At 64.9% G+C, this 21,436-nt stretch carries 19 protein-coding genes; 8 read left to right on the top strand and 11 right to left on the bottom strand.

Going from position 1 to position 21,436, the window contains the following annotated elements:
- Nucleotides 1-102: 102 nt before the first annotated feature.
- Nucleotides 103-1,695: a peptide ABC transporter substrate-binding protein gene (locus C0V82_RS00135; RefSeq protein ID WP_102110601.1), complete on the bottom strand. Its 1,593-nt coding sequence runs from the start codon at nucleotides 1,693-1,695 to the stop codon at nucleotides 103-105.
- Nucleotides 1,696-1,925: 230 nt separating this feature from the next.
- Here C0V82_RS00135 and C0V82_RS00140 point away from each other — a divergent pair, with 230 nt between their 5' ends.
- Nucleotides 1,926-2,540 carry a beta/gamma crystallin-related protein gene (locus tag C0V82_RS00140; protein WP_158659618.1) on the top strand — a complete coding sequence of 205 codons (615 nt, stop codon included), beginning with the start codon at nucleotides 1,926-1,928 and terminating at the stop codon, nucleotides 2,538-2,540.
- 53 nt (nucleotides 2,541-2,593) lie between these two features.
- On the opposite strand, the gene C0V82_RS00145 is transcribed toward C0V82_RS00140, so the two are convergent.
- From C0V82_RS00145 to C0V82_RS00170, 6 genes are all read right to left on the bottom strand, one after another.
- The gene (locus tag C0V82_RS00145) at nucleotides 2,594-3,949 is read right to left on the bottom strand and encodes a M16 family metallopeptidase (protein ID WP_308421110.1); all 1,356 of its coding nucleotides are present in this window, start codon (nucleotides 3,947-3,949) and stop codon (nucleotides 2,594-2,596) included.
- Nucleotides 3,949-5,391, bottom strand: coding sequence for a M16 family metallopeptidase (locus tag C0V82_RS00150; RefSeq protein ID WP_102110603.1), 1,443 nt, complete (start codon nucleotides 5,389-5,391; stop codon nucleotides 3,949-3,951). Before C0V82_RS00150 ends, C0V82_RS00145 begins: the two co-directional genes overlap by 1 nt.
- 156 nt (nucleotides 5,392-5,547) lie before the next feature.
- Nucleotides 5,548-6,999: an amidophosphoribosyltransferase gene (purF, locus tag C0V82_RS00155; RefSeq protein WP_102113130.1), complete on the bottom strand. Its 1,452-nt coding sequence runs from the start codon at nucleotides 6,997-6,999 to the stop codon at nucleotides 5,548-5,550.
- A 59-nt stretch (nucleotides 7,000-7,058) separates the two neighbouring features.
- On the bottom strand, nucleotides 7,059-7,784 hold the full coding sequence (locus tag C0V82_RS00160) for a CvpA family protein (protein ID WP_158659619.1): 726 nt from the start codon (nucleotides 7,782-7,784) through the stop codon (nucleotides 7,059-7,061).
- Between the two features lie 10 nt (nucleotides 7,785-7,794).
- Nucleotides 7,795-9,195: a DNA repair protein RadA gene (radA, locus tag C0V82_RS00165; RefSeq protein WP_102110605.1), complete on the bottom strand. Its 1,401-nt coding sequence runs from the start codon at nucleotides 9,193-9,195 to the stop codon at nucleotides 7,795-7,797.
- A 165-nt stretch (nucleotides 9,196-9,360) separates the two neighbouring features.
- Nucleotides 9,361-10,287, bottom strand: a complete 927-nt coding sequence (locus tag C0V82_RS00170) for a peptidoglycan-binding domain-containing protein (protein ID WP_158659620.1) — start codon at nucleotides 10,285-10,287, stop codon at nucleotides 9,361-9,363.
- Between the two features lie 117 nt (nucleotides 10,288-10,404).
- Here C0V82_RS00170 and C0V82_RS00175 point away from each other — a divergent pair, with 117 nt between their 5' ends.
- On the top strand, nucleotides 10,405-11,991 hold the full coding sequence (locus C0V82_RS00175; RefSeq protein ID WP_102110607.1) for a response regulator: 1,587 nt from the start codon (nucleotides 10,405-10,407) through the stop codon (nucleotides 11,989-11,991).
- Here C0V82_RS00175 and C0V82_RS00180 read toward each other — a convergent pair.
- Both C0V82_RS00180 and putA read right to left on the bottom strand, forming a co-directional pair.
- On the bottom strand, nucleotides 11,972-12,697 hold the full coding sequence (locus C0V82_RS00180) for a response regulator transcription factor (protein ID WP_102110608.1): 726 nt from the start codon (nucleotides 12,695-12,697) through the stop codon (nucleotides 11,972-11,974). The two genes, C0V82_RS00175 and C0V82_RS00180, sit on opposite strands and share 20 nt — an antisense overlap.
- A gap of 263 nt (nucleotides 12,698-12,960) precedes the next feature.
- Nucleotides 12,961-16,077: a bifunctional proline dehydrogenase/L-glutamate gamma-semialdehyde dehydrogenase PutA gene (gene putA / locus C0V82_RS00185; RefSeq protein WP_102110609.1), complete on the bottom strand. Its 3,117-nt coding sequence runs from the start codon at nucleotides 16,075-16,077 to the stop codon at nucleotides 12,961-12,963.
- A 132-nt stretch (nucleotides 16,078-16,209) separates the two neighbouring features.
- On the opposite strand from putA, the gene C0V82_RS00190 reads away from it, so the two are divergent.
- The 6 genes from C0V82_RS00190 (at nucleotide 16,210) to C0V82_RS00215 (ending at nucleotide 19,095) form a co-directional block, all read left to right on the top strand.
- The gene (locus C0V82_RS00190) at nucleotides 16,210-16,698 is read left to right on the top strand and encodes an Lrp/AsnC ligand binding domain-containing protein (protein WP_102110610.1); all 489 of its coding nucleotides are present in this window, start codon (nucleotides 16,210-16,212) and stop codon (nucleotides 16,696-16,698) included.
- A gap of 114 nt (nucleotides 16,699-16,812) precedes the next feature.
- Nucleotides 16,813-17,316: a helix-turn-helix domain-containing protein gene (locus C0V82_RS27215; protein ID WP_199772438.1), complete on the top strand. Its 504-nt coding sequence runs from the start codon at nucleotides 16,813-16,815 to the stop codon at nucleotides 17,314-17,316.
- 165 nt (nucleotides 17,317-17,481) lie between these two features.
- Complete coding sequence (locus C0V82_RS00200; RefSeq protein ID WP_102110611.1) at nucleotides 17,482-17,742, top strand: antitoxin; 261 nt, start codon at nucleotides 17,482-17,484, stop codon at nucleotides 17,740-17,742.
- Nucleotides 17,739-18,140, top strand: a complete 402-nt coding sequence (locus C0V82_RS00205; protein WP_102110612.1) for a type II toxin-antitoxin system VapC family toxin — start codon at nucleotides 17,739-17,741, stop codon at nucleotides 18,138-18,140. The genes C0V82_RS00200 and C0V82_RS00205 overlap by 4 nt, the downstream gene beginning before the upstream one ends.
- 229 nt (nucleotides 18,141-18,369) lie before the next feature.
- The gene (locus C0V82_RS00210; RefSeq protein WP_102110613.1) at nucleotides 18,370-18,738 is read left to right on the top strand and encodes a hypothetical protein; all 369 of its coding nucleotides are present in this window, start codon (nucleotides 18,370-18,372) and stop codon (nucleotides 18,736-18,738) included.
- Between the two features lie 30 nt (nucleotides 18,739-18,768).
- Nucleotides 18,769-19,095 (top strand): DUF2200 domain-containing protein, encoded by a 327-nt coding sequence (locus C0V82_RS00215; RefSeq protein WP_102110614.1) that lies wholly within the window; start codon nucleotides 18,769-18,771, stop codon nucleotides 19,093-19,095.
- A gap of 10 nt (nucleotides 19,096-19,105) precedes the next feature.
- Here C0V82_RS00215 and C0V82_RS00220 read toward each other — a convergent pair whose 3' ends face one another.
- The gene (locus tag C0V82_RS00220; protein ID WP_102110615.1) at nucleotides 19,106-19,855 is read right to left on the bottom strand and encodes an aminotransferase class IV; all 750 of its coding nucleotides are present in this window, start codon (nucleotides 19,853-19,855) and stop codon (nucleotides 19,106-19,108) included.
- On the bottom strand, nucleotides 19,852-21,318 hold the full coding sequence (pabB, locus tag C0V82_RS00225; protein WP_102110616.1) for an aminodeoxychorismate synthase component I: 1,467 nt from the start codon (nucleotides 21,316-21,318) through the stop codon (nucleotides 19,852-19,854). The genes C0V82_RS00220 and pabB overlap by 4 nt, the downstream gene beginning before the upstream one ends.
- Nucleotides 21,319-21,436: the final 118 nt, after the last annotated feature.

The following is a 21,436-nucleotide window of genomic DNA, read 5'->3' on the forward strand; positions in this document are numbered from 1 at the left end:
GCACCTTAGAGGGCGCCAAGGGCCAAATCAAGGCAACGACCTGACTACGTTCTGTGCGGGGAACGCAGGGCTGACGGTTGGTTTGTTGCGCGGGGCGTTGTATCAGCCCACCGACAGATACCGCGCCGAATGCAGATCCAGCGGGTTGTCGATCCAGCCTTTCAGCTTCGGGCTGACCAGACGGCGGCTGGCCTGACGCATGACGGGGATCATGGGCATGTCGGCCATGGCGATCTTTTCCGCCACGGCCAGCTTGGCGCGGAAATCATCCAGGGTCAGGGCTTGGTCCACATCCTCCATCGCCCGGTCCAGGGCGGGGTTGATATAGCCGGGGCCGACGGTATTGGCGCGTGAGCGCAGCAGGTTCAGATATTCGGTGACCAGCCCGACGGCCCAGGTGATGCGGACAATATCCGGGTAGGTATGTTCCTTCATCCGGCTGACCACGATCTTGAATTCCTGGTTCGACAGGGTGGTCTTCACGCCCAAGGTCTGCTGCCACATGGCGGCGACGGCGACGGCCACCTGCCGGTTCAGCTCGTTGGTGTTGTACAGCAGTTCCAGCGACAGCGGCTTGTCCGGACCGTATCCGGCCTTGGCGAACAGGGCCTTGGCCTTTGCGATGCGCTCGGCGGGGGGCAGATCGGCCCAGTCCGGCTTGGGCGGGGTGTAACCAACCAGCCCCTCTGGCGTCATGGCATAGGCGGGCAACTCGCCGCCCTTGGTGATCTTCTCCACAATCACCTTGCGGTCGATGGCCATGGACAGGGCCACGCACAGGTCGGGATTGTCCTTCCAGGGGGCCTTGGTCAGGTTGGGGATCAGGAAGAAGGTGCTGGCGCGGTAGGCCAGCCGCAGACTGTCGGCCAGATTGGCGCGTGCCCAGTCTAGCTGTGTCGGCGGCACCTCCTTGGTGGCCAGCAATTCGCCGGCGCGGAACCGCTTCAACTCCGTCTGCAAATCCTCCGTCACATGATATTTGGCGCCGCCGACCGCGATGGATTTTGCCCCGTGATAATGCGGGTTCACCGCCAGGGTATAATGGCTCTGCGGCATCGCCCCCGTCAGCATGAACGGCCCATTACCGATCAGCTTTCCCGGCTGCGCGAAGCCATCACCATGCTGGGTGACCGAGGCGCGGTGCAGGGGGGAGAGGATCCAGTAGGCGGTATAGACGGTCAGGTCGGGCTTGGGATGTTCCAGCGTCACCTTCAAGGTGCGGTCATTCACCGCTTCCACGCCCAGGCTGGCTGGGTCCTTGCCATTTTGCAGGATGGGCAGGGCATTCTTGATGGGGGCGATCCATTCCGGCAGGCCCAGAAGCGTGGTGGGTGTCACGGCCCGGCGCCAGGCAAAGACGAAATCCGCCGCCGTCACGGCGCTGCCATCCGACCATTTGGCATCGCCACGCAGATAGAAGGTCCAGGTCAGGCCATCGGCGCTGGTGTCCCACCGTTCCGCCACGCCGGGGACGATGGCGCCATCGGCGGCAAAGCTCGTCAGGCCCTCCCACAGCTCAATAAACAACTGTCCGGCCACGATGGTGGTGGATTTATGCGGGTCCAGCGTATCCACATCCGGGCCCAGGCCAATATCGACCACGGGCTTGCCCTGCGCCAGTACGGGGGAGGAGGGGGTGAGAAAGGGCAGGGCAGCACCAGCCGCCAGAACGCCACGCCGGGTAATTCCACGCATGATCAAGCACTTGATCCTTATCCAATCCACCTGGGGAGACTGGACCGTTGCGGCACCCCTGTCGAGGGCCTATAGCACGAACACACCCTTTTCCCGCCCTGATGGCGCCCTTGGCCCGCCATAAAGCGGGGGAAGGATGAAGCATCAGGCCGGGATCATCCGGCCCTTGTGGGAGCGGCGGCCCGACAGGAAAGGCCGCCGGTTTGGGGATGAAACGCTGGGTGGCCGCAATGGCCGGGTTGATGGTGATGGGGCAGGCAGGTGCCGCCCTGGCGGGTTCGGTGACCTTGTTCTCCGAACCCTATTTCCGGGGGGACCGGATCACCATCCATGACAATATCGACTCGCTGGCCAAGCTGCCGCCCTGGAACGACCGCACCCGCTCCCTGATCGTGAATTCCGGCACCTGGGAAGTGTGCAAGGACAAGAAATACGACCATTGCCGCACCCTGATGGACGGTGCCCGCGTCGCCGACGTGGCGGAGGTGAAGAACCTGCGTGGCGGCGTCAGTTCCCTGCGCGAGGTCGGGCGGCGCCGGGATTGGGATGGTGGTCACTATGACGATTGGGGTCGCCCGCCGCCCCCACCCCTGCCGCCCCCGCCGCCGCGCCGGCATGATGACGACATCATCTGGAATGGTGGTGGCGGTGGATATGGCGGTGGCTATGTCACCAAGAAGCCGCAGAATAGCTGCCAGAACGAGGTAGAGCGGGCCTTCATCCAGCGTTATGGCTATCGCGGCCGCAGCGAGTTCTCGGGCAACAGCATCGAGGGCACGATCTGGTGGGAAGGCGAGCCCTGGCAATATCGCTGTGCCGGTGGGCAGACGAATATCTGGCGGTAATGCAAAAGGGGCGGCCAATGAGCCGCCCCTTTCGCTTCCACGATAGCGCCGGATCACGGCTTATACAGCGTCCCGTCCGGCGTGATGCCCGTCGGCTGTCCCACCAGAATGGTGGTTAGCCGGGCGGGGTCCAGCAGGCGGGCGGCCACCCGCTTGACGTCGGCGAGCGTGACGGCGTTCAGCAGGTCGTTGCGCTTGTTCAGGTAATCAATGCCCAGATTGTCTCGCTGCACCTGCAACAATAGGCCGGCAATGGCGCCGTTATTGGTGAATTGCAGGGGGAAGGAGCCGGTCAGATAGGTCTGGGCATCGCGCAGTTCCGCCTCGGTAATGCCGTTCTTGGCGACATCGCCCCAGATCTGCTTGGTGACGCTGATCGCCTCTGCCGCCTTGTCATTGACGGTGGAGCCGCTGACCGTGACCAGATTGGCGTGGTCAAAGCTTTGCAGGCTGGAACCGATGCCATAGGTCAGGCCGCGCTTTTCCCGCACCTCGTCCATCAGGCGGGAGGAGAAGCCACCACCGCCCAGCGAATAATTGAGGATGGTGGCCGCGTACCAGTCCGGGTCCGACCGGTCCATGCCGGCATGGGCCAGGATCATCACGGTCTGCGGAATGGGGCGGGGGACCAGGATGGTCTTGCCCGGTGCCGCCGCCGTAATGTTGGCGACCGGCGTCAGCTCGGCCTTGGCGGGCAGGGCACCGAACAGGCTGTCCAGCAGCGGGGCCAGTTCTTCACCCGTGATATCGCCCGACACGGCAACCTTCAGCCCCTCGCGGGCCAGACGCGTGCGGGCGAAATTGACCAGATCGTCGCGGGTGATGGCAGCCAGGGTCTGGGCCGTGCCCCGCTGCGGCCGTCCATAGGGGTGGCCGGGGAACAGCGTCTCCCCGAACGCCATCTGGGCCCAATAATTGGGATCGGCCTGCGACCGGCGCAGGCTGGTCTGCAACTGCCCCCGGATGCGTTCCACCGCTTCGGTATCAAAGCGTGGCTTGGTCAGGGCCAGACGCATCAGGTCGAAGGCGGTGTCCTTGGTCTCACGCAGGGTGGTCAACTGCCCCACAAAGCCATCGCGCCCGGCGCTGAAGGACAGCTGGATGGAGTTTTCATCCAGCTTGCCCTGGAATGCCTGACTGTCCAGATCGCCGGCCCCTTCATCCATGGTGCTGGCCGTCATAATGGCCAGACCCAGCTTGCCGTCCGGGTCGCGTTCAGTGCCGCCGGCAAAGGCGAACTGCATGGCGATGATGGGGTTCTTGGTGTCGCGCACCAGCCAGGCCTCAATCCCACCGGGGCTGACCACCTTTTCGATATCGACGGCGGCAGCCGGCAGGCTGGTGAAAGTAAGCGCGAAGGCCGCGAGCAGCAGCAGGCCCGTGCGGCGGATCATCTTCATGGCGTCCATTACTTGGTCCCCCCCTTGGCCGGGGCGGCGGGTGCGGCAGGCGGTGCCGCCGGGGCGGCGGCCTGTACCGGGGCCGGTGTGGCAGCGGGCAACAGGATGCCCGTGACATGGTTGTCCTGACCCAGTACCAGCTTGGCGGCCTGTTCGACCTGTTCGCGGGTGACGGCGGCGATGCGGTCGGGCCAGGCCTCCACATCCGCAACCGTCTGCCCCGTGGTCAGGGCCACGCCGAACGCGTAAGCCGGACCCTGCAGACTGTCGCGCGCGAAGACGGCATCGCGGCGCAGGCGCACCTTGGCCGACGCCACCTCTGCATCGGTGACGCCGCCCGACAGCAGCTTCGCCAATTCCGCATCCAGCGCCTTTTCCACGGCGGCCACATCCTGTCCCGGCGCCGGTGTGGCGGAGATGGACAGGGTGCCCAGGTCGAGCGCGTTGGGATTGTAGGACAGGTTCACACCCGCCGCGATCTTCTGTTCCACCACCAGCGACTTATAGAGGCGTGAGGTGGCACCGTCGGCCAGGATGCTTTCCAGCACCTCCAGCGCGGACGCATACTGTTTCTCGCCAGCGCTGTAGCTGGGCGCCTTCCAGATGCGCATCCAGTTGGGCTGCCGCACCTGATCATCGGTCAGGGTGATGCGCCGCGCCCCCTCCGTCGGCGGCTCCGTCACACGCACGCGGGCAGGGATGTCCTTGGATGGCTTGATCTTGCCATAGGTTTTTTCGGCCAGCGGCTTCAACTCCGCCGCTGTTATGTCGCCCGCCACCACCAGGATGGCATTGTTGGGCGCGTAGTGGCGCTTGTAGAAATCGAGCGCGTCCTGCGTGGTCAGCTTCTCGATCTCATGCATCCAGCCAATGATGGGCGTGCCATAGGGATGATGCACGAACAGCAGGCTGTAGAGCTGTTCATAGAGGCGCGACGCCGGCTCATTCTCTGTGCGCTGGCGGCGTTCCTCCTGGATCACCTTGCGCTCTGGCAGGACGATATCGTCCGTCAGGCGCAGATTGACCATGCGGTCGGCCTCCATCCCCATGACCAGTTCCAGCCGGTCGCGGGCGATATTCTCGAAATAGGCCGTGTAGTCATAGGCCGTGAAGGCATTGTCGCGCCCGCCATTGCGGGCCACGGTGCGGGAAAACTCTGACGGCTTCATCTTGGCCGTGCCCTTGAACATCAGGTGCTCAAGATAATGGGCCAGGCCGGATTTGCCCGGCTCCTCATCCGCCGAACCGACCTTGTACCAGACCATATGGCTGACGACGGGCGCGCGGGGGTTGTTCACCACCACCACCTGCATGCCGTTCTTCAGGGTAAAGGTCTCAGGATCGAAAACGCGGGCTGCGGCGGGGAACACCGCCAGCGCCGACAGGGCCACGCCGGCCACCAGGGCGCGCCAGCGGCGTCGTTGCGTTACGGGACGTGCATCATGGGTCACGGGTAAAAAATCCTCCCGGCACAACAGGGCTGTTGGCCCGTACTGTGGCGCGGAGGATGCGGAAAGCCAATGGATTTAACGTGAACGAATTGTAATGTGAAAACGCAACGGGCCGGCGCGATGGCCGGCCCGTAACAACAGACTTTTTGACAAACCTTACGCCCGCTTGGCGCCGATATAGGCCACGTCGCTGCGCGTGGCCTCGAAATCGGTCAGCTCAATCGGGTATTCGCCGGTGAAGCAGGCGTCGCAATATTGCGGCATGTCGCCGTCGCGCTTGGCATGGTTCAGCGACTTGTAGAGACCGTCCAGGCTGATGAAGGCCAGGCTGTCTGCGTTGATATACTGCCGCATTTCTTCCACCGACATGCGGTGGGCCAGCAGCTTTTCCTTCTCCGGCGTGTCGATGCCATAAAAGCAGGGGTTGCTGGTCGGCGGGCTGGAAATGCGCATATGCACTTCCTTGGCACCGGCATCGCGCATCATTTCCACGATCTTCACAGAGGTGGTGCCGCGCACGATGCTGTCATCGACCAGGATGATACGCTTGCCTTCAATGAAATGCCGGTTGGCATTGTGCTTTAGCTTCACGCCCAGGCGGCGGATCTTGTCCGTCGGCTGAATGAAGGTACGGCCCACATAATGATTGCGGATAATGCCCAGATCGAAGGGGATGCCGCTTTTCTCCGCGTAACCCAGTGCCGCCGGCACGCCCGAATCCGGCACAGGGATCACCAGGTCGGCATCGATATGGCTTTCCACGGCCAGCTGCGCGCCAATCTTCTTGCGCACGCCGTAAACCGAATGGCCTTCCATGAAGCTGTCGGGGCGGGCAAAGTAGATATATTCGAAAATGCAGAACTTTGACCCGGTCTGCTGGAACGGGCGCAGCGACTGCACCCCGTTCTTGTCCAGAACCACCATTTCGCCGGGTTCGATATCGCGCACATAATCAGCGCCGATAATGTCCAGCGCTACCGTTTCCGAGGCCAGCACATGGGTGTCACCCAAGCGGCCCAGCACCAGGGGGCGCACACCATGCGGGTCGCGCACGCCGATTACCTGATCCTTGGCCATACAGACCAGGGAATAGGCGCCTTCAACCTGACGCAGGGCATCGACCAGACGGTCGATGACGGAGCCGTTCCGGCTGGTGGCCATCAGATGGATGATGGTTTCGGTGTCGGACGTTGACTGGAACAGGCAGCCGCGGCGCACAAGCTGCCGGCGCAGCTGCATGGCGTTGGTCAGGTTGCCATTATGGGCCAGCGCGAAGCCGCCAAACTCAAACTCCGCGAACAGCGGCTGCACATTGCGTAGCGAGCGTTCGCCCGTGGTGGCATAGCGGACATGGCCGATGGCGATGTCACCGGTCAGGTTGCGCATGACCGTTTCGCTGCCGAAAATGTCACCGACCTGCCCCAGCGCACGATGCTGCGGGAAGTCCTGGCCGTCGAAGCTGACGATGCCGGCGGCTTCCTGGCCGCGATGCTGCAACGCGTGCAGACCCAGCGCCACCAGTGCTGCCGCATCCTGGGGACCGTACACACCGAAGACGCCGCACTCCTCGCGCAGCTTGTCGTCGTCGAAGGGATGGGTCGTAAGCATGGGCTTCGCACCTTTCGCGGGGGAGATGGTGTCCGGTTGGGTCATGTTCATGCGCCGGGTCAGCGTTGGTCCCCTTCGGGACGTCGATCCGGTTGGTTGGTTTGCGGCTGATCGGTGCTTTTAATCACCTGGTCGAGACGGCCAAGATCATCGGCATTATAGCCGCGATCCTTTTCCGGCACAGCCGCGTTCCCCGCAGATGTGGGGCGCGGATTGGCAAGCCGTTCCAGGGTGCGCCGCGCATTCTCCGCCTCATCCAGCCGGTTCTGCGCGCGCTGCGCCTCCCGTTGGGCCGGCGACAGATCAGCATTGGGCAGGAATCCGCGCAGAATGTCCGCACCCGTCTCCAGGAAGGGCTTAGCCTTCGCCTCACGCAGCCAGACCGGCTGTTCCGGCCAGAGCCAGGCCGCGAACAGGTAGGCCAGCGAGACCAGCACGGCCCCACGCACCACGCCGAACGCGAAGCCCAGTGAGCGGTCGATGGCCGAGAGGCTGCTTTCCTGGACCTTGCCGGAAATGGTGCTGGTCACAACAGAGAGCGCGATCAGTGACAGGGTGAAGACACCCAGGATGGTGACGCCATCGGCCACATACTGGGTGCTGATATAGATCCGTGTATAGGGGGCGGCCAGCGGGAACAGCCACAAGGTGGCCAGGGCCGCGCCGATCCATGCCGCAACCGACAGCACCTCGCGCACGAATCCACGCGCGAACGCCATCAGGGCCGAGATCAGAAGGACCGTGACGACGGCAACGTCAACGGGGTTCAGGCTGCTGCCTTCCATGCGGCTCCCCTCAATCCCGGCCACGCGGCGGGCGCGGTGGCGCGTCCGCCTGGAACAATGGCAGCAGATCGGACAGATGGTCCAGTTCGATGCGCCGCAACCCTTCTGCCGATCCATCGCCGCGCGACCGGCGCGGCTGTGGCATCAGGGCGCGGTTGAAGCCAAGTTTGGCGGCTTCCTTCAGCCGCTGATCGGTCTGGCTGACGGCGCGGATATCACCCGACAGGCCAATTTCGCCGAACACTACGGCATCCGCGGGCACGGGTTCTCCCGTCAGCGAACTGATCAGGGCGGCGGCAACGGCCAGATCGGCGGCGGGTTCGGAGATTTTCAGGCCGCCCGCCACCGACAGATAAACATCGTTGGCCCCAATGGCGACCCCGCACCGCGCCTCCAGCACGGCCAGAACCATGGCAAGGCGGGATGTGTCCCAGCCCACCACGGCGCGGCGCGGCGTGCCCAGCGGCGAGGGGGCGACCAGGGCCTGCACCTCTACGAGTACAGGTCGCGTGCCTTCCAAACCTGCGAAGACGGCGGTGCCGGTAATGTCGCGGCGGCGATCGGCCAGGAACAGTTCGGACGGGTTCGGCACCTCGATCAGCCCATCCTCCCCCATCTCGAAAACACCGATCTCATCGGTGGCGCCGAAGCGGTTCTTGACGGCGCGCAGGATGCGGAACTGGTGCCCGCGCTCGCCCTCGAAATACAGCACTGTGTCGACCATGTGTTCCAGCACACGGGGGCCAGCGATCTGTCCGTCCTTGGTCACGTGACCGACGATCAGCAGGGTGATGCCCTTGCGCTTTGCCACGCGGATCAGCTCCGCCGAACAGGCGCGGACCTGTGCCACGGTGCCCGGCGCGCTGTCCAGATTGTCGATATACATGGTCTGGATCGAATCGATCACCGCCACCTGCGGACCGTCGGCGGCCTCCAGGCTGGCCACGATATCGCGGACATTGTTGGCGGATGCCAGTTGGACAGGCGCGTTGGCTAGGCCTAAGCGGCTGGCGCGCATGCGCACCTGATCCACGGCTTCCTCGCCGCTGATATAGGCGCAGCGCGTTTCCTGGGCCAGACAGCAGGTGGCCTGCAGCAGCAAGGTGGATTTGCCGATGCCAGGATCGCCACCGACTAGCAGGGCGGAACCATGGACAAGGCCGCCGCCGCACACCCGGTCAAATTCCTGAATGCCCGTCATGCGGCGGGGCGCGTCGGCGGGTACGCCCGACAGGGCGACGAATTCAATCTTGCGTCCGCCGCCAGCCTTGCCCAGCCCCTTGGGCATGGCGTCGGCAACCTGTTCTTCGACCAGGGTGTTCCATTCACCACAGGCGTCGCACTTGCCCGACCATTTGGGATAGCTGGCGCCGCAATTCTGGCAGACATATTTGCTGGTGGCGCGGGCCAAGGTCGTGACAGCTCCCAGGGGTGGCGGACGCGGCCCCTATATAGACGCTGTAAGGGCCCATGGGGAGCCCTTCATAACACGAATGCAATATGCGCGGGATGCGTGCCGGACGGGTTACGTCGCCCGGTCAGGTCGAGTTGGCGGCGAGGCCTGTCTCCGCGATACTTACCCCACCCGGCGCGGATCGCGGGCGGGGGCCGTGATGATCGGTTCGCGCCGGCCAGTCGGGCCAGGGGCGGGACCGCCCAGGGTCGGTTCGCGGCGGACGCCACCACCGGCGGGCTGCGGGGGCGTGGCCGGTCGGCGGCCCTTGGCCTTTGCCGCCGGCTTCACCTGACGGCGGCCACTGCCCCACCAGAAGCCCAGCATGCCGACCAGAAGCGCACCGATAGCCCCCATCAGGCCATAGCGCACCCAGTCGGGCAGGCTGTCCGGACTGAAGCCACCGGCCTCCTCCGGGGTCTCATGTGTCACTTCGGTTTCAACCGAGCTGCGCGGGGCGGCGTCGGGCTGCGCATTGCTGCTGCTGATGGGGGCGGCGGGGCTGCCGGAGGGGGCAGGGGCTGCCGTCTGTGGCAAGACCGCCTGCTGCTGGTGCGTGGTCGCCGGCAAATCACCGCCGCCGCGTGACACACCCAGGACCGTGCTTTCGGTGCCGGTGCCGCGATCGACCGAGGCGGCGACGGGGGCGGCCTGCGGCTTCACATCGGCTTCACGCAGGTTCACGGGCGCGCTGGCCTTGGCGCGGCTGGTCGGGTCGGCCAGATTGCCCACGCCGGTACGTTCAGGCCGGCCCCGCATCATGCTGTCGATGGTGCCCTGGTCCAGACGGCCCGTGGCCTTCAACCCGTTCTTCTTCTGATAGGCGGCGATGGCGGCGGCGGTGGCGCTGTCCATCTTGCCGCTGGCCCGCCCCTGATAGAAACCCTGCTGATCCAGGATCTGCTGCGCCCATTGGATGGTGGCAGCATTGGGTCCCTGGTCCTGCGCGGTCGCAGCCGGAACCGCCGACAGCAGCAGCAGGGCCAGCATTGCCATGCCGGCCTTGGAACGGTGGTGACGGGCAGGACGGGTACGGACCGGCGCGGACAAGACGAACACCCCTGTGATAGACGGGACGGAAAAAGGCCACACTGTTGTTGCGGCGCATCATCAAGGGATGACACCGCCATTATCCGTTGGCAAGTGCGACAGGGGTGCGGCCGCATCATGGCAGATGCGGATGATGGACCGGCCCGCCGCAGCAGCCTATACATGGATATGGATCATGTCCTTTCGAAGGCCGAATTGACGAATTCCAGCAACGATAGGCTGCCTGCCGCAACTGTGCCCGAACCGGCCCCACCGCCCGACCTGATGCTGGCGGGTGGGGCGTGGCTGGCCATCATGGCGCTTCTGGATGCGCTGCTGCTGGGCATTGCCCCCTTCATGCTGGGCCTGCGCCTGCTCGGTCTGGCCTTGCTGGTCCTTTGGTGGTGGCGGGGGCCGCGTGCACCGCGCTGGTTGCCGCCTCTCTGGCTGGTGGGTACCGTCACGGGCCAGGTGGCGGCGACATATTTCTGGGTTGATGCCGGTGTGGGGGCGACGGCCATGGCGGGCGGCACGCTGGCCGGGTTCCTGCTGCTGCCCGTGGCGGCACCGCTGCTACGGGAGGTGTCGCATCCGCTGCCGCCGGTTGCACCGCCGACCGTGCCCGCCGATGCAGCGGTGCCACTGCCCGTGCTGCGGCTTGCCGCCGACAGCCTGAATAGTCGCCTGAACGCCATGGCGCAGGAACTGGACGGGTTGACCAGCGGCCCGGTATCGCCGGCCCAGGCCATCCAACTGCGCCTGCTGCGGAACGAGGTGTCCGGCATGCAGGCGCTGGTCCGCCAACGATTGGGCGGCGGGGCGGTTGGGAAGGTGGAGCCGTTGCGTGCCACGGTGACGCCGCCCGCCCAGGCCCCCCTTTCTGTTCCTGGCCCTGCCCCTTCACCTGTGCGACCGGTGGGCGCCGCCAATGGCCGTTCCGCCATGGTGGTGGATGACGATGCCGTGGGCCGCACCCTGACGCGGTTGCTGTTGGAGCAGGCGGGGTACAGGGTGGAGGAGACGGACGATGCCAAGATGGCGCTGGAAATGGCGCTGATGGAGGGGCCGGACATTGCCCTTGTCTCCGCCCGCATCGGCCAGCACAGCGGACTGGCCCTGGCCTGGTGCATCCGGCGCGGCGGGGGGCCGCCTGTTGTCCTGCTGCGGGGGCGGGCCGACCGGATCACCGACCGGCAGCGGCAGCGTAGTGGACTGGCCGCTATCCTGGGCAAGCCGGCAACCCCCGACACGCTGGCGGCGACGCTGGACCCGTTGTTGCCACAGCATGTTGCCGTCATCGCTGTCGCGCCGCCTGCCGCTCCGCCATCACCCCGTGCCCGCCCCGTGGCTGCGGCGGATACAGGGCCGGTCCTGGATCTGGGCGTGCTGGAGGAACATCTGTCGATTCTGGGGGCCGAACGGGTGGCGCAGATCATCGACAGCTTCAGCCGCAACGCGCCGGCCACATTGACAGCCGTGGCGCAGGCGCTGGACCGTGGTGATGTGCCGGAGGTGGGCAAGGCCGCGCATAAGCTGGCGTCGGGTGCGCTAACCGTGGGGCTGGGCGTGCTGGCGCGGCTTGCCAAGCAGGCGGACAGCGCCGCCCGGAATGGCGATGGCGATACGGCCTTGGATGCTGCCCGGCAGTTCCCCGCCGCCTTCGCCGCCGGTCAGGCCGCCCTGGCCGGTTACCGCCGTGACCGGCTTACGGCTGCTGGTCCGTAATCTCGGCAGCCAGACGGTAGCCCAGGCCCTTTTCGGTGATGATCACGTCCAGCGAGCCGCTATCCTGCATTTTGCGGCGCAGGCGGCTGACCAGCACGTCGATGGTGCGGTCATTAGGGTTGCGGTCGGTGCCGCTGACGGCATCAATCAACTGATCACGCGTCACCACGCGCCCGCCGGACCGGACCAGCAGGCCCAGCAGCTCAAACTCGCCTCGCGTCACCCTTACCTCGATCCCCGCCGGATCGACCAGGCGGCGGCGGGCCAGATCCATGGTCCAGCCGGCGAAATAGCGCACCGCCCCCTCGGCTTTGTACATCTTGCTCGGATGGGTCCGGCGCAGCAGGTTGCGGGCACGGGCCAGCAGTTCGCGCGGGTTGGGCGGCTTGGTCACATAATCATCGCCCCCGGTTTCCAGTCCGAAGACGCGGTCGCCATCATTGGCGCGCTGGGTGACGATGATGATGCCGACATTGGAAATTTCGCGGATGGAGCGGGCCAGGCTGAACCCGTCCTCGTCCGGCAGCTCGATATCGAGCAGCACCAGATCGGGCGGCTGACGCAGCATGACCTCGCGGGTCTGCTTGCCATCTTCCGCCTCGGCCACAAGGAAACCAGCCTCATGGAAATAGCCGGCCAACAGGGCGCGCGTCGCCGGCTCATCCTCGACGATTAGAACCAGCGGGGCATCGGCGATCTCGGACATCCGGAAGGGAACTCCATCCAGCGGGTGCGGGATGCCGGTGCGGAAACAGCGCCCGGCGCGGAACGTTCTTCCGGCTATAGTCCTTTTTCGCAGAAAAATGAAGCCGTTGGGCGATGATCCCCCGCATGGGAGACCACCGCCCAACGGCGCGGTACGCGGACTGCTGTCTTACAGTTGTATTTTTATTTAAGACGGAAACACCAGATTGTCGGCGTTGCCGCCACCCAGGCCGGGGTGCGGGGCTTGCGCCCCGGCGGGTCCTTTTACGCTCCCAGTTCCAGAAGCGAAGCATTGCCGCCGAAGGCCGTCGTGTTGACGGTCAGCGTCTTTTCCGTGACGAAGCGGTGCAGATAGTGCGGGCCGCCGGCCTTGGGACCTGTGCCCGACAGGCCCTGGCCGCCGAACGGCTGTACGCCGACCACCGCACCCACCATGTTGCGGTTGATGTAGGTGTTGCCCACCGGCAGCGTCTTGAACAGGTTCTGGGCGCGGCCTTCCAGGCGGCTATGCACACCGAAGGTCAGGCCATAACCGGTGGCCGCGATCTCCGCCGCGACCTTGTCCAGCTCCGATGCCTTGAAGCGCACGATATGCAGGATGGGGCCGAACACTTCGCGCTTCAGACGCGACAGGTTGTCGATCTCATAAAGGCGCGGGCCGAAGAAGGTGCCGTTCTGTACCGCATCGGGCACGCTCACGGCCTTGATCAGGCGCGCCTCGCCGTCCATGCGGCTGGCATGCGCGATCAGGATGTCGCGGGCGTCATTGTCGATGACGGGGCCGACATCGGTCGCCACATCCATCGGGTCGCCCAAACGGATCAGGTCCATGGCGCCGGCCAGCATGTCGGCCAGCTTGTCCGCAATCTCTTCCTGCGCGAACAGGACGCGCATGGCCGAACAACGCTGGCCCGCCGACTGGAACGCCGAGGTCACGCAATCATCCACCACCTGCTCCAGAAGGGCCGTACTGTCCACGATCATGCAGTTCTGGCCACCCGTCTCCGCGATCAGGGGCACGATGGCGCCGTCGCGGTCGGCCAGGCTGCGGTTGATCAGGCGGGCGGTTTCGGTGGAACCGGTGAAGCAGACGCCGGCGATGCGGGTATCGGCGACCAGGGCCGCCCCCACCGTCGCGCCGTCACCGGGCAGCAGATGCAGGACATCGCCCGGCACGCCGGCCTTGTGCAGCATGCGCACGGCCTCTGCTGCGATCAGCGGGGTCTGTTCGGCGGGCTTGGCGATCACGGCGTTTCCGGTCACCAGGGCGGCCACCACCTGACCCACGAAAATGGCCAGCGGGAAGTTCCAGGGGCTGATGCAGGCAAAGGTACCGCGACCGGTCAGATGCAGCTCGTTACGCTCTCCCGTTGGGCCGGGCAGCAGCACGGGCTTCAACCCGGTGCGCGCCTGGGCCGCATAGTAACGGCAGAAATCCACGGCCTCGCGCACCTCGGCGATGGCGTCGGGCAGGGTCTTGCCCGCCTCGCGCACCAGCAGGGCCATCAGGGCGGGCGTGTCGGCTTCCATCAGGTCGGCGGCGCGGTCCAGGCAGGCGGCGCGATGATCGGCCCCCTCGCGGTCCCACTGCTTCTGTGCGGCAACCGACAGGGACAGGGCGCGTTCAACCGCCGGCTTGTCTGCCAGCACCACCGTCCCCACGGTACGGGCGCGGTTGGCCGGGTCGGTCACGGGCTGGGTGGGGCCGGACAGTTCGACACCGCCCACAATGGGGCCAGCGGTCCAGTTGCGCGACAACGCCGCCTGCATCTGTTCGGTCAGGGCCGCCACCTTTTCCGGGGCCGTCAGGTCGAAGCCTTTGGAATTGGGACGCTCGGCACCATAAATGTCGGCGGGGGTGGGGATGCGCGGATGACGCAGCATGCCATTATTCTCCAGGAAGGCGGCCGGGTCGGCGACCACGTCACTGACGGGCACGTCCGGGTCCATGTAGGCGTTGACGAAATTGCTGTTCGCGCCGTTTTCCAGCAGACGGCGTACCAGATAGGGCAGCAAATCCTCATGGGTACCCACTGGCGCATAAATGCGCACACGCGGGAAGGCGGGCAGGACCTCGCGCGCCGCCGTGTACAGCAGCTCGCCCATGCCATGCAGGCGCTGGAACTCCAGATCGCGATTGTCGCCGGCCAGATGCAGGATGGCGGCGATGGTATAGGCATTGTGGGTCGCGAACTGCGGATAGATCGCGTCCTTGGCCGCCAGCATCTTGCGGGCACAGACCAGATAGGACAGGTCCGTCGCCGCCTTGCGCGTGAAGACCGGATAGTCCGGGTGGCTGGCGATCTGGGACATCTTGATCTCGGTGTCCCAATAGGCCCCCTTGACCAACCGCACCATCAGGCGGCGGTTGGCAGCGCGTGCCAGATCAACCAGCCAGTCGACCAGCAGATGCGTGCGCTTGGAATAGGCCTGGATGGCCAGACCCAACCCGTTCCACCCGGCCAGATCGGGATCATGGGCCAGCGCCGCCAGGATATCCTGCGACAGTTCCAGGCGGTCCGCCTCTTCGGCATCGATGGTCAGGTTGATGTCCCAGCGCTTGGCCTGAAGCGCCAACCCCTTCACGGCGGGCACCAGCTTTGCCATCACATCTTCATGCTGCGCCTGGACATAGCGCGGATGCAGGGCCGACAGCTTGATCGACACGCCGGGGGCGGCCACGGGGCCACGGCCCGCCGCCTCTGCCCCCACGGCATCAATGGCCTTCACATAGGCATCCAGGTACCGCGTCGCCTGTTCCCAGGTGCGGGCCCCTTCGCCCAGCATGTCATAGGAATGGACGGTGCCGGTGGGTCGGGCCTTGCGCGCCTCCGCCATGGCTTCCTTGATGGTGCGGCCCAGCACGAAATGCCCGCCCATGACGCGCATGGCCTGACCCATGGCTGTACGGATCACGCTTTCGCCCGACCGCGCCACCATACGCTTCAGGAAGTTGCCGGCATCCCGCTCGCCACCGCGCTCCAGATCAGTGATCTTGCCCGTCAGCATCAGGCCCCAGGCGGCGGCATTCACAAAGGCGCTGTCGCTGCGGCCCAGATGCGCATCCCACTGACCCTGCGCGATCTTTTCGGCGATCAGCCGGTCTGCCGTCTCCGGATCGGCGATGCGCAGCAGGCATTCAGCAATGCACATCAGGGCCACGCCCTCATTATTCGACAGGCCGAATTCCTGCAGGAAGTTATCCAGCGGTCCCAGTTCCCGCCGGCGCAGACGTGCCGCCTCCACAATCGCCACGGCCCGGTCATGGATCCCCGCGCGCTCTGCAGTGGTCAGCCCATGGCTGCGCAGCAGGCCGGTGACAACAGTGACCTCATCGGCATGCTTGGCCTTGCGCAGGTCGTTCAGAACGGTGCCGGACATCGCCGTAACTCCGAGAAACGCGGGGGTTTTGAATTGCTCGGAGTATGGCAAATTCTCTGGACGATTTTTCTCCAAAGAAAGGGTTTTGACAGGATATCATCTGGTCATAGTGACATTTTGCCAGAGAATATCATGCCCGCTGATTCCGCAGCTGCGAAGCTGGACCGCATCGACCAAAACATCCTGCGCATCCTGCAGGAAGATGGCCGCATCTCGAACGTGGAACTGGCCCGGCGGGTGAACCTCTCCCCCACGCCCTGCCTGGAACGGGTGCGCCGGCTGGAACGCGATGGCTTCATTCGCCAGTATGTGGCCCTGTTGGACCCCGACCTGCTTGACCGGTCGCTTGCGGCCTTTATCGAGGTGCGCCTGGACCGCACCACCCCAGACGTCTTCCAGATCTTCGCCGACGCCGTCCGCCGGTTGGATGAGATTCAAGAGGCCCACATGGTGGCCGGTGGCTTCGACTATCTGATCAAGGTCCGCGTCGCCGACATGGCCGCCTACCGCGCCTTCCTGGGCGACAAACTCTCCTCCATCCAGGGGGTCGCGCAGACCCACACCTATATTGTGATGGAGGAAGTGAAGAATACGCATGTGGTGCCGGTGGTAGGGCGATAGGGCGGCGGGCGGACTATGGTTCGGCAACAAAATCCAGACAAGCCTGAATAACTGAGGTTTGACAAAATGCATAACATTTGACATGGTGAATGGCCGCAGCATGAGGACTAAGAGATGCAGATCACCGCTGACCAATGCCGTGCCGCACGCAGCCTATTGAACTGGACACAAGACCAACTTGCCACCAACGCCGCTGTATCCCGTGCTACCGTCGCCGATTTTGAGTCCAGCGCGAGACAGCCAATGAAGAACAATCTCCGCTCCATCGCGGATTGTATGTTCGCTGCTGGGGTCGACTTTATCCCTGAGGAAGGCGATCTCGGTGTTGGTGTTCGGTTTAGCAAACGCAAGATCACCTACATTAACAATGTAAAAATCAACCGATTTGATCGCATTGCAACAATCCCGATGCGTTACTCAAGCGAGGACTTTGTTTGCGTTATCGGTCTCGACGACGTGGACGACTATTATCGAACTAACTTTTCTACTGACGGAGAAATCTCGAAAGCAATCAGTGATATGCTTCATATTGTTCTGACCGCAGCCGAGCGTTATGCACCGACTAACATCAAGGACAGGAAGCTGATTGTTACCTATGACATGTTGGACAGCAGATGAGGAGAAGCAGGGATGGCTTCAATGTCTGCTGCCGGAAAGCAGCGGGGACTCGTCGAACGACCACGATGGGGCGAAATGCAGCCAGCAGGGCCAGTCTCCTCCTTGTTCCGAACCCGACCCTGGCCTATATCATGGTATCTATCGCCCACTCGCCGGGAGACAGCCATGAGCCAAACAGCAAAACTGTTCACCAATGGCAGGAGCCAAGCAGTTCGGCTCCCGGCGGCGTTTCGGTTCGATGCCAAGGAAGTGTTCATCCGGCAGGACCCGGTGACGGGTGACGTGATCCTGTCACGCAAGCCGGCGGATTGGGCAGGATTCCTGGACCTGCTTAAAGGGACCGACGTTCCGGATGATTTCCTGGGAGCCGGTGACCGCCAACAGGATGCTCATGCCCGAGACCCGTTCGAGGGATTGGACGGTTGACTCGCCATATGCTGGACACCAACAGCGTCAACCACCTGCTGCGGGAGCATCCGGTGGTGGTCCGGCGCGTTGTGGCAGCCCCCATGGCCTCGCTGTGCCTTTCTGCCGTCACCGAAGCGGAGTTGCGCTATGGGCTGGCCAAACGACCTGAAGCGACCCGACTGCACCGCGTCGTGGGTGAGTTGCTGTTGCGCCTGGATGTCCTGCCCTGGGAGAGTGAGGTGGCGCGGACCTATGGCGCGTTACGGGCGGGGATGGAGCGGCAGGGCAAGGTTCTGGCACCGCTGGACCTGATGATCGCCGCACATGCCATCGCCACAGGCTGCACCCTGGTCAGCAACGATCAGGCATTCGCGCATCTGCCCGATCTTGACCTGGAGGATTGGACCATCGGGTGAGGACGGCACGCTGTCCCCCACCGGCCATGTGGTGCCAAGGCTGACTTTTCCGCCCGTTTGTGCCATACTGTCCGCAACGATGTCGCTGCGCGTGCGCACGCCGGAGCCGTCGATGCGGATACTCCGTCGGTCGTGAAACACCCCCTTATTTTATGTTGCATCATGTTGCACGTCGCGCCGCCGGACGCGCCCTTCCTTACCACCAGGATCAAAGCCCGAAGGCACCGACATGACCCAGGACGCAACCTATCTCGCGGTTTTCACCAGCAATAAGAACAGTCCGCGCTGGCGGGCCTGGTACGCGATGAGTGAGGCGGAGAAGCGGGCCACGGATGAGCGGGGGCTGGCGGCACTTGCCGCCTGGGATGAAGCGCATAAGGATGTGATCGTCTATCAGGGCGGACCGCTGGGGCCGACCAAGCGCACCTCACCCGATGGCATCGCCGATGTGGTGAATGAGCTGACCGTGTTCGTGGTGGTGCGGGCCCCGTCGCATCAGGCGGCGGCGGAGATGTTTGCGGGGCACCCGCATTTCACCATCTTCCCCTGCGACAGCGTCGATGTCATGCCGCTGCTGGGGCCGAAACAGGATGCTTGAGGGGTTGTCGTGACGCATCGAGTTTACGCCATGAGCTTCGCCAACCTGTACCCGCTCTATGTCGCCAAGGCGGAGAAGAAGGGGCGCACGAAGGTGGAGGTGGATGAGATCCTCCGTTGGTTCAGCGGCCACAGCCAGGAAAGCCTGGAGGCGGAGATTGCGGCTGGGACGAACCTCCAGGACTTCCTGACCCAGGCCCCCGCCCTGAACCCGGCCCGCAGCCTGATTACCGGTGTCGTCTGTGGTGTGCGGGTAGAGCAGGTGGAAGAACCGCTGATGCGGGAAATCCGCTATCTGGACAAGCTGATCGACGAGTTGGCGAAGGGCAAGGCGATGGAGAAAATCCTGCGCGGATAAGGCGTTGGCCCTAATCCAACACCCGCGCCACCTTGCGCAGGCCCAGCGCATTGGTCAGGACCATATCGTCGGCGCGGCGCAGTTCCTCCACGGTTACCGCCCGCTCCTCCGCCCGCCAGTTCTTGAGAAGGGCGGCGCGCATGGTGCCGGGCAGGGCACCTTCGGCCACGGTCGGCGTCACCCAATGCCCGTCCAGAGACAGGAAGATGTTGGCGGCAGTCGCCTCGGCCACGCGGCCCTGACTGTTCAGCATCACGGCATCATCGGCGCCCCGCGCCGTCGCCTCCCGCCTTGCGATGATACTGTCCAGATAGTTCAGCGTTTTCAGCCGCGACAAGGGCGATTTCTCGTTCCGGCAGGTGGTCCGCGCGATGACCAGCCGGGCCGGCGGTGCCTCTGCCGGGATACGGCCGGCGGCCAGCATCAGGGTGGGGGCGGGGGTATCGGGTCGGGGCAGGCCCCGCGGGCCGGGGCCGGCGGTCAGGGTCAGGCGCACCGCCGCCTCCCCCTCCATCCCGTTGGCCCCCAGCAGACCCAGGATGGCATCATGCAGGATCTGGTCGCTCAACGGGACCGGTAGGCCTAAGAAATCCGCGCCGTCGCGCAGACGCTTCAGATGGGCGTCCAGGCGCAGGGGCACGCCGGCCTTGACCGCGATGGTCTCAAACAAACCATCGCCCAGGGTCAGGCCCCGGTCATGGGCCAGCAGGGCCGGCTTGTCGGCGGCGACGAAATCGCCGTTCAGCCAGATGACGCTCATGCCGCCCGCTCCCCCGCCTCATCCACCGCGATGGCGGGGGGCCAGGCCATGGCGGGATCAAGGGCGGTCAGGATGGCCTTGGCCTTGGTCAGGCTTTCCTGATACTCCGCCTCCGGCTCGCTATCGGCCACGATGCCGCCGCCGGCCTGCACCTGTACCCGGTCGCCCGAAATCGCGGCGGTGCGGATGATGATGGAGCTGTCCATGGCCCCGTCCCAGCCGATCCACATCACCGACCCGCAATAGGGGCCGCGCCGGGCGGGTTCCAGCTCATGGATGATCTCCATGGCCCGGATCTTCGGCGCGCCGGTGATCGACCCCCCGGGGAAGCTGGCGCGCAGCAGATCGACGGGGCCCAGGTCCGGTTTCAACTGGCCCGTCACGACGGAGGTCAAGTGATGGACGGTGCGGTAGCTTTCCAGACCCCACAGGCTGGGCACCTTCACCGACCCGATCTGCGCCACCCGTGACAGGTCATTGCGCAGCAGATCGACGATCATCAGGTTTTCCGCCCGGTCCTTTTCCGACGACAGCAGTTCAGCGGCCAGTTCGGCATCGCGCGCCGCATCGGCATGGCGGGGACGGGTTCCCTTGATGGGCCGCGTCTCAATCGCACCATCGGCGGACAGTGACAGGAACCTTTCCGGCGACCCCGACGCGATGGCCCGACCGTTCCCGAGGTTCAGGAAGGCGGAGAAGGGGGCGGATGTGCGCGGGCGCAGGCGACGGTATGCGTCCCAGGGGGTGACACCGGGGCGCAACCGGCCCAGAAAACGCTGGGTCATGTTGGCCTGATAGATGTCGCCGGCCCGGATATAGTCCAGGATGCGCGCCACCCGGTCACGGTAGGTGGCGGGCGACAGCTCCGCCTCCCACCCCGGCCTGCGCAGCAGACCGTCGCCATTGTCACGGGCGAGTGGTGGGGCCTTGGTCAGTTGATCGTGAAGCGAGCGTGCCAGTTCCTTCGCACGGTCGGGCCGGCGGGCCGGATCTGATTCGCGTTCCCCGCCAGAGATGACCCAGGCCCTGTCCTGCGCATGGTCGATGACGGCGACAGTATCGTACAGGCCGAAGGCCATGTCGGGAAGGTCGATGCCGGTCTTCTGCGGCACGGGCAGCCGCTCCAGATACCGGCCCAACTCGTACCCCATCACACCCACGGCACCGCCGGTGAAGGGGGGCAGGCCCGTGGGCAGGACCCGCGCAAAGGGACGCAGCGCCTGTTCCAGGGCCGTGAAGGGGTCGACGGTTAGCCGGGTGCCGTCTTGCGTCACCGTCCCGTCGCCCGCCACTTCGATCCAGGAGAACGGATCGGCTGCCAGGATGGAATAGCGCGCGCGGCTCCCATCCGCTGCACCACCATCCAGCAGTATGGCCCCCTTCTGCCCCGCCAGCACCGCAAACGCGGCCAGCGGGTCGGGCAGGGTCAGGGGCAGGACATGGAGGGTCGTGGCGGCGGTCATGAGCGGGACCATAACCGGGGTGGGCGGGTTCAACAATGGCCCGCTTTCGCACGCCAACCCCTGGCATCATGCCCTGCCCAACCCATATCCCATGGGCGTTTCCTTTCGCGCCCTGAGT

Source organism: Niveispirillum cyanobacteriorum, from assembly GCF_002868735.1.
In the GTDB taxonomy this organism is placed as follows: domain Bacteria; phylum Pseudomonadota; class Alphaproteobacteria; order Azospirillales; family Azospirillaceae; genus Niveispirillum; species Niveispirillum cyanobacteriorum.

Excerpts from the sequence above, each read along its gene's own strand:
- C0V82_RS00215 (WP_102110614.1), top strand. The coding sequence starts at position 18,769 with ATGAGCTTCGCCAACCTGTACCCGCTCTATGTCGCCAAGGCGGAGAAG.
- pabB (WP_102110616.1), bottom strand. The coding sequence starts at position 21,318 with ATGACCGCCGCCACGACCCTCCATGTCCTGCCCCTGACCCTGCCCGAC.
- C0V82_RS00135 (WP_102110601.1), bottom strand. The coding sequence starts at position 1,695 with ATGCGTGGAATTACCCGGCGTGGCGTTCTGGCGGCTGGTGCTGCCCTG.
- putA (WP_102110609.1), bottom strand. The coding sequence starts at position 16,077 with ATGTCCGGCACCGTTCTGAACGACCTGCGCAAGGCCAAGCATGCCGAT.
- C0V82_RS00160 (WP_158659619.1), bottom strand. The coding sequence starts at position 7,784 with ATGGAAGGCAGCAGCCTGAACCCCGTTGACGTTGCCGTCGTCACGGTC.
- purF (WP_102113130.1), bottom strand. The coding sequence starts at position 6,999 with ATGCTTACGACCCATCCCTTCGACGACGACAAGCTGCGCGAGGAGTGC.
- C0V82_RS00140 (WP_158659618.1), top strand. The coding sequence starts at position 1,926 with ATGGCCGGGTTGATGGTGATGGGGCAGGCAGGTGCCGCCCTGGCGGGT.
- C0V82_RS00200 (WP_102110611.1), top strand. The coding sequence starts at position 17,482 with ATGAGCCAAACAGCAAAACTGTTCACCAATGGCAGGAGCCAAGCAGTT.
- C0V82_RS00145 (WP_308421110.1), bottom strand. The coding sequence starts at position 3,949 with ATGGACGCCATGAAGATGATCCGCCGCACGGGCCTGCTGCTGCTCGCG.
- C0V82_RS00190 (WP_102110610.1), top strand. The coding sequence starts at position 16,210 with ATGCCCGCTGATTCCGCAGCTGCGAAGCTGGACCGCATCGACCAAAAC.
- C0V82_RS00175 (WP_102110607.1), top strand. The coding sequence starts at position 10,405 with ATGGCAGATGCGGATGATGGACCGGCCCGCCGCAGCAGCCTATACATG.
- C0V82_RS00220 (WP_102110615.1), bottom strand. The coding sequence starts at position 19,855 with ATGAGCGTCATCTGGCTGAACGGCGATTTCGTCGCCGCCGACAAGCCG.
- C0V82_RS27215 (WP_199772438.1), top strand. The coding sequence starts at position 16,813 with ATGCAGATCACCGCTGACCAATGCCGTGCCGCACGCAGCCTATTGAAC.
- C0V82_RS00210 (WP_102110613.1), top strand. The coding sequence starts at position 18,370 with ATGACCCAGGACGCAACCTATCTCGCGGTTTTCACCAGCAATAAGAAC.
- C0V82_RS00180 (WP_102110608.1), bottom strand. The coding sequence starts at position 12,697 with ATGTCCGAGATCGCCGATGCCCCGCTGGTTCTAATCGTCGAGGATGAG.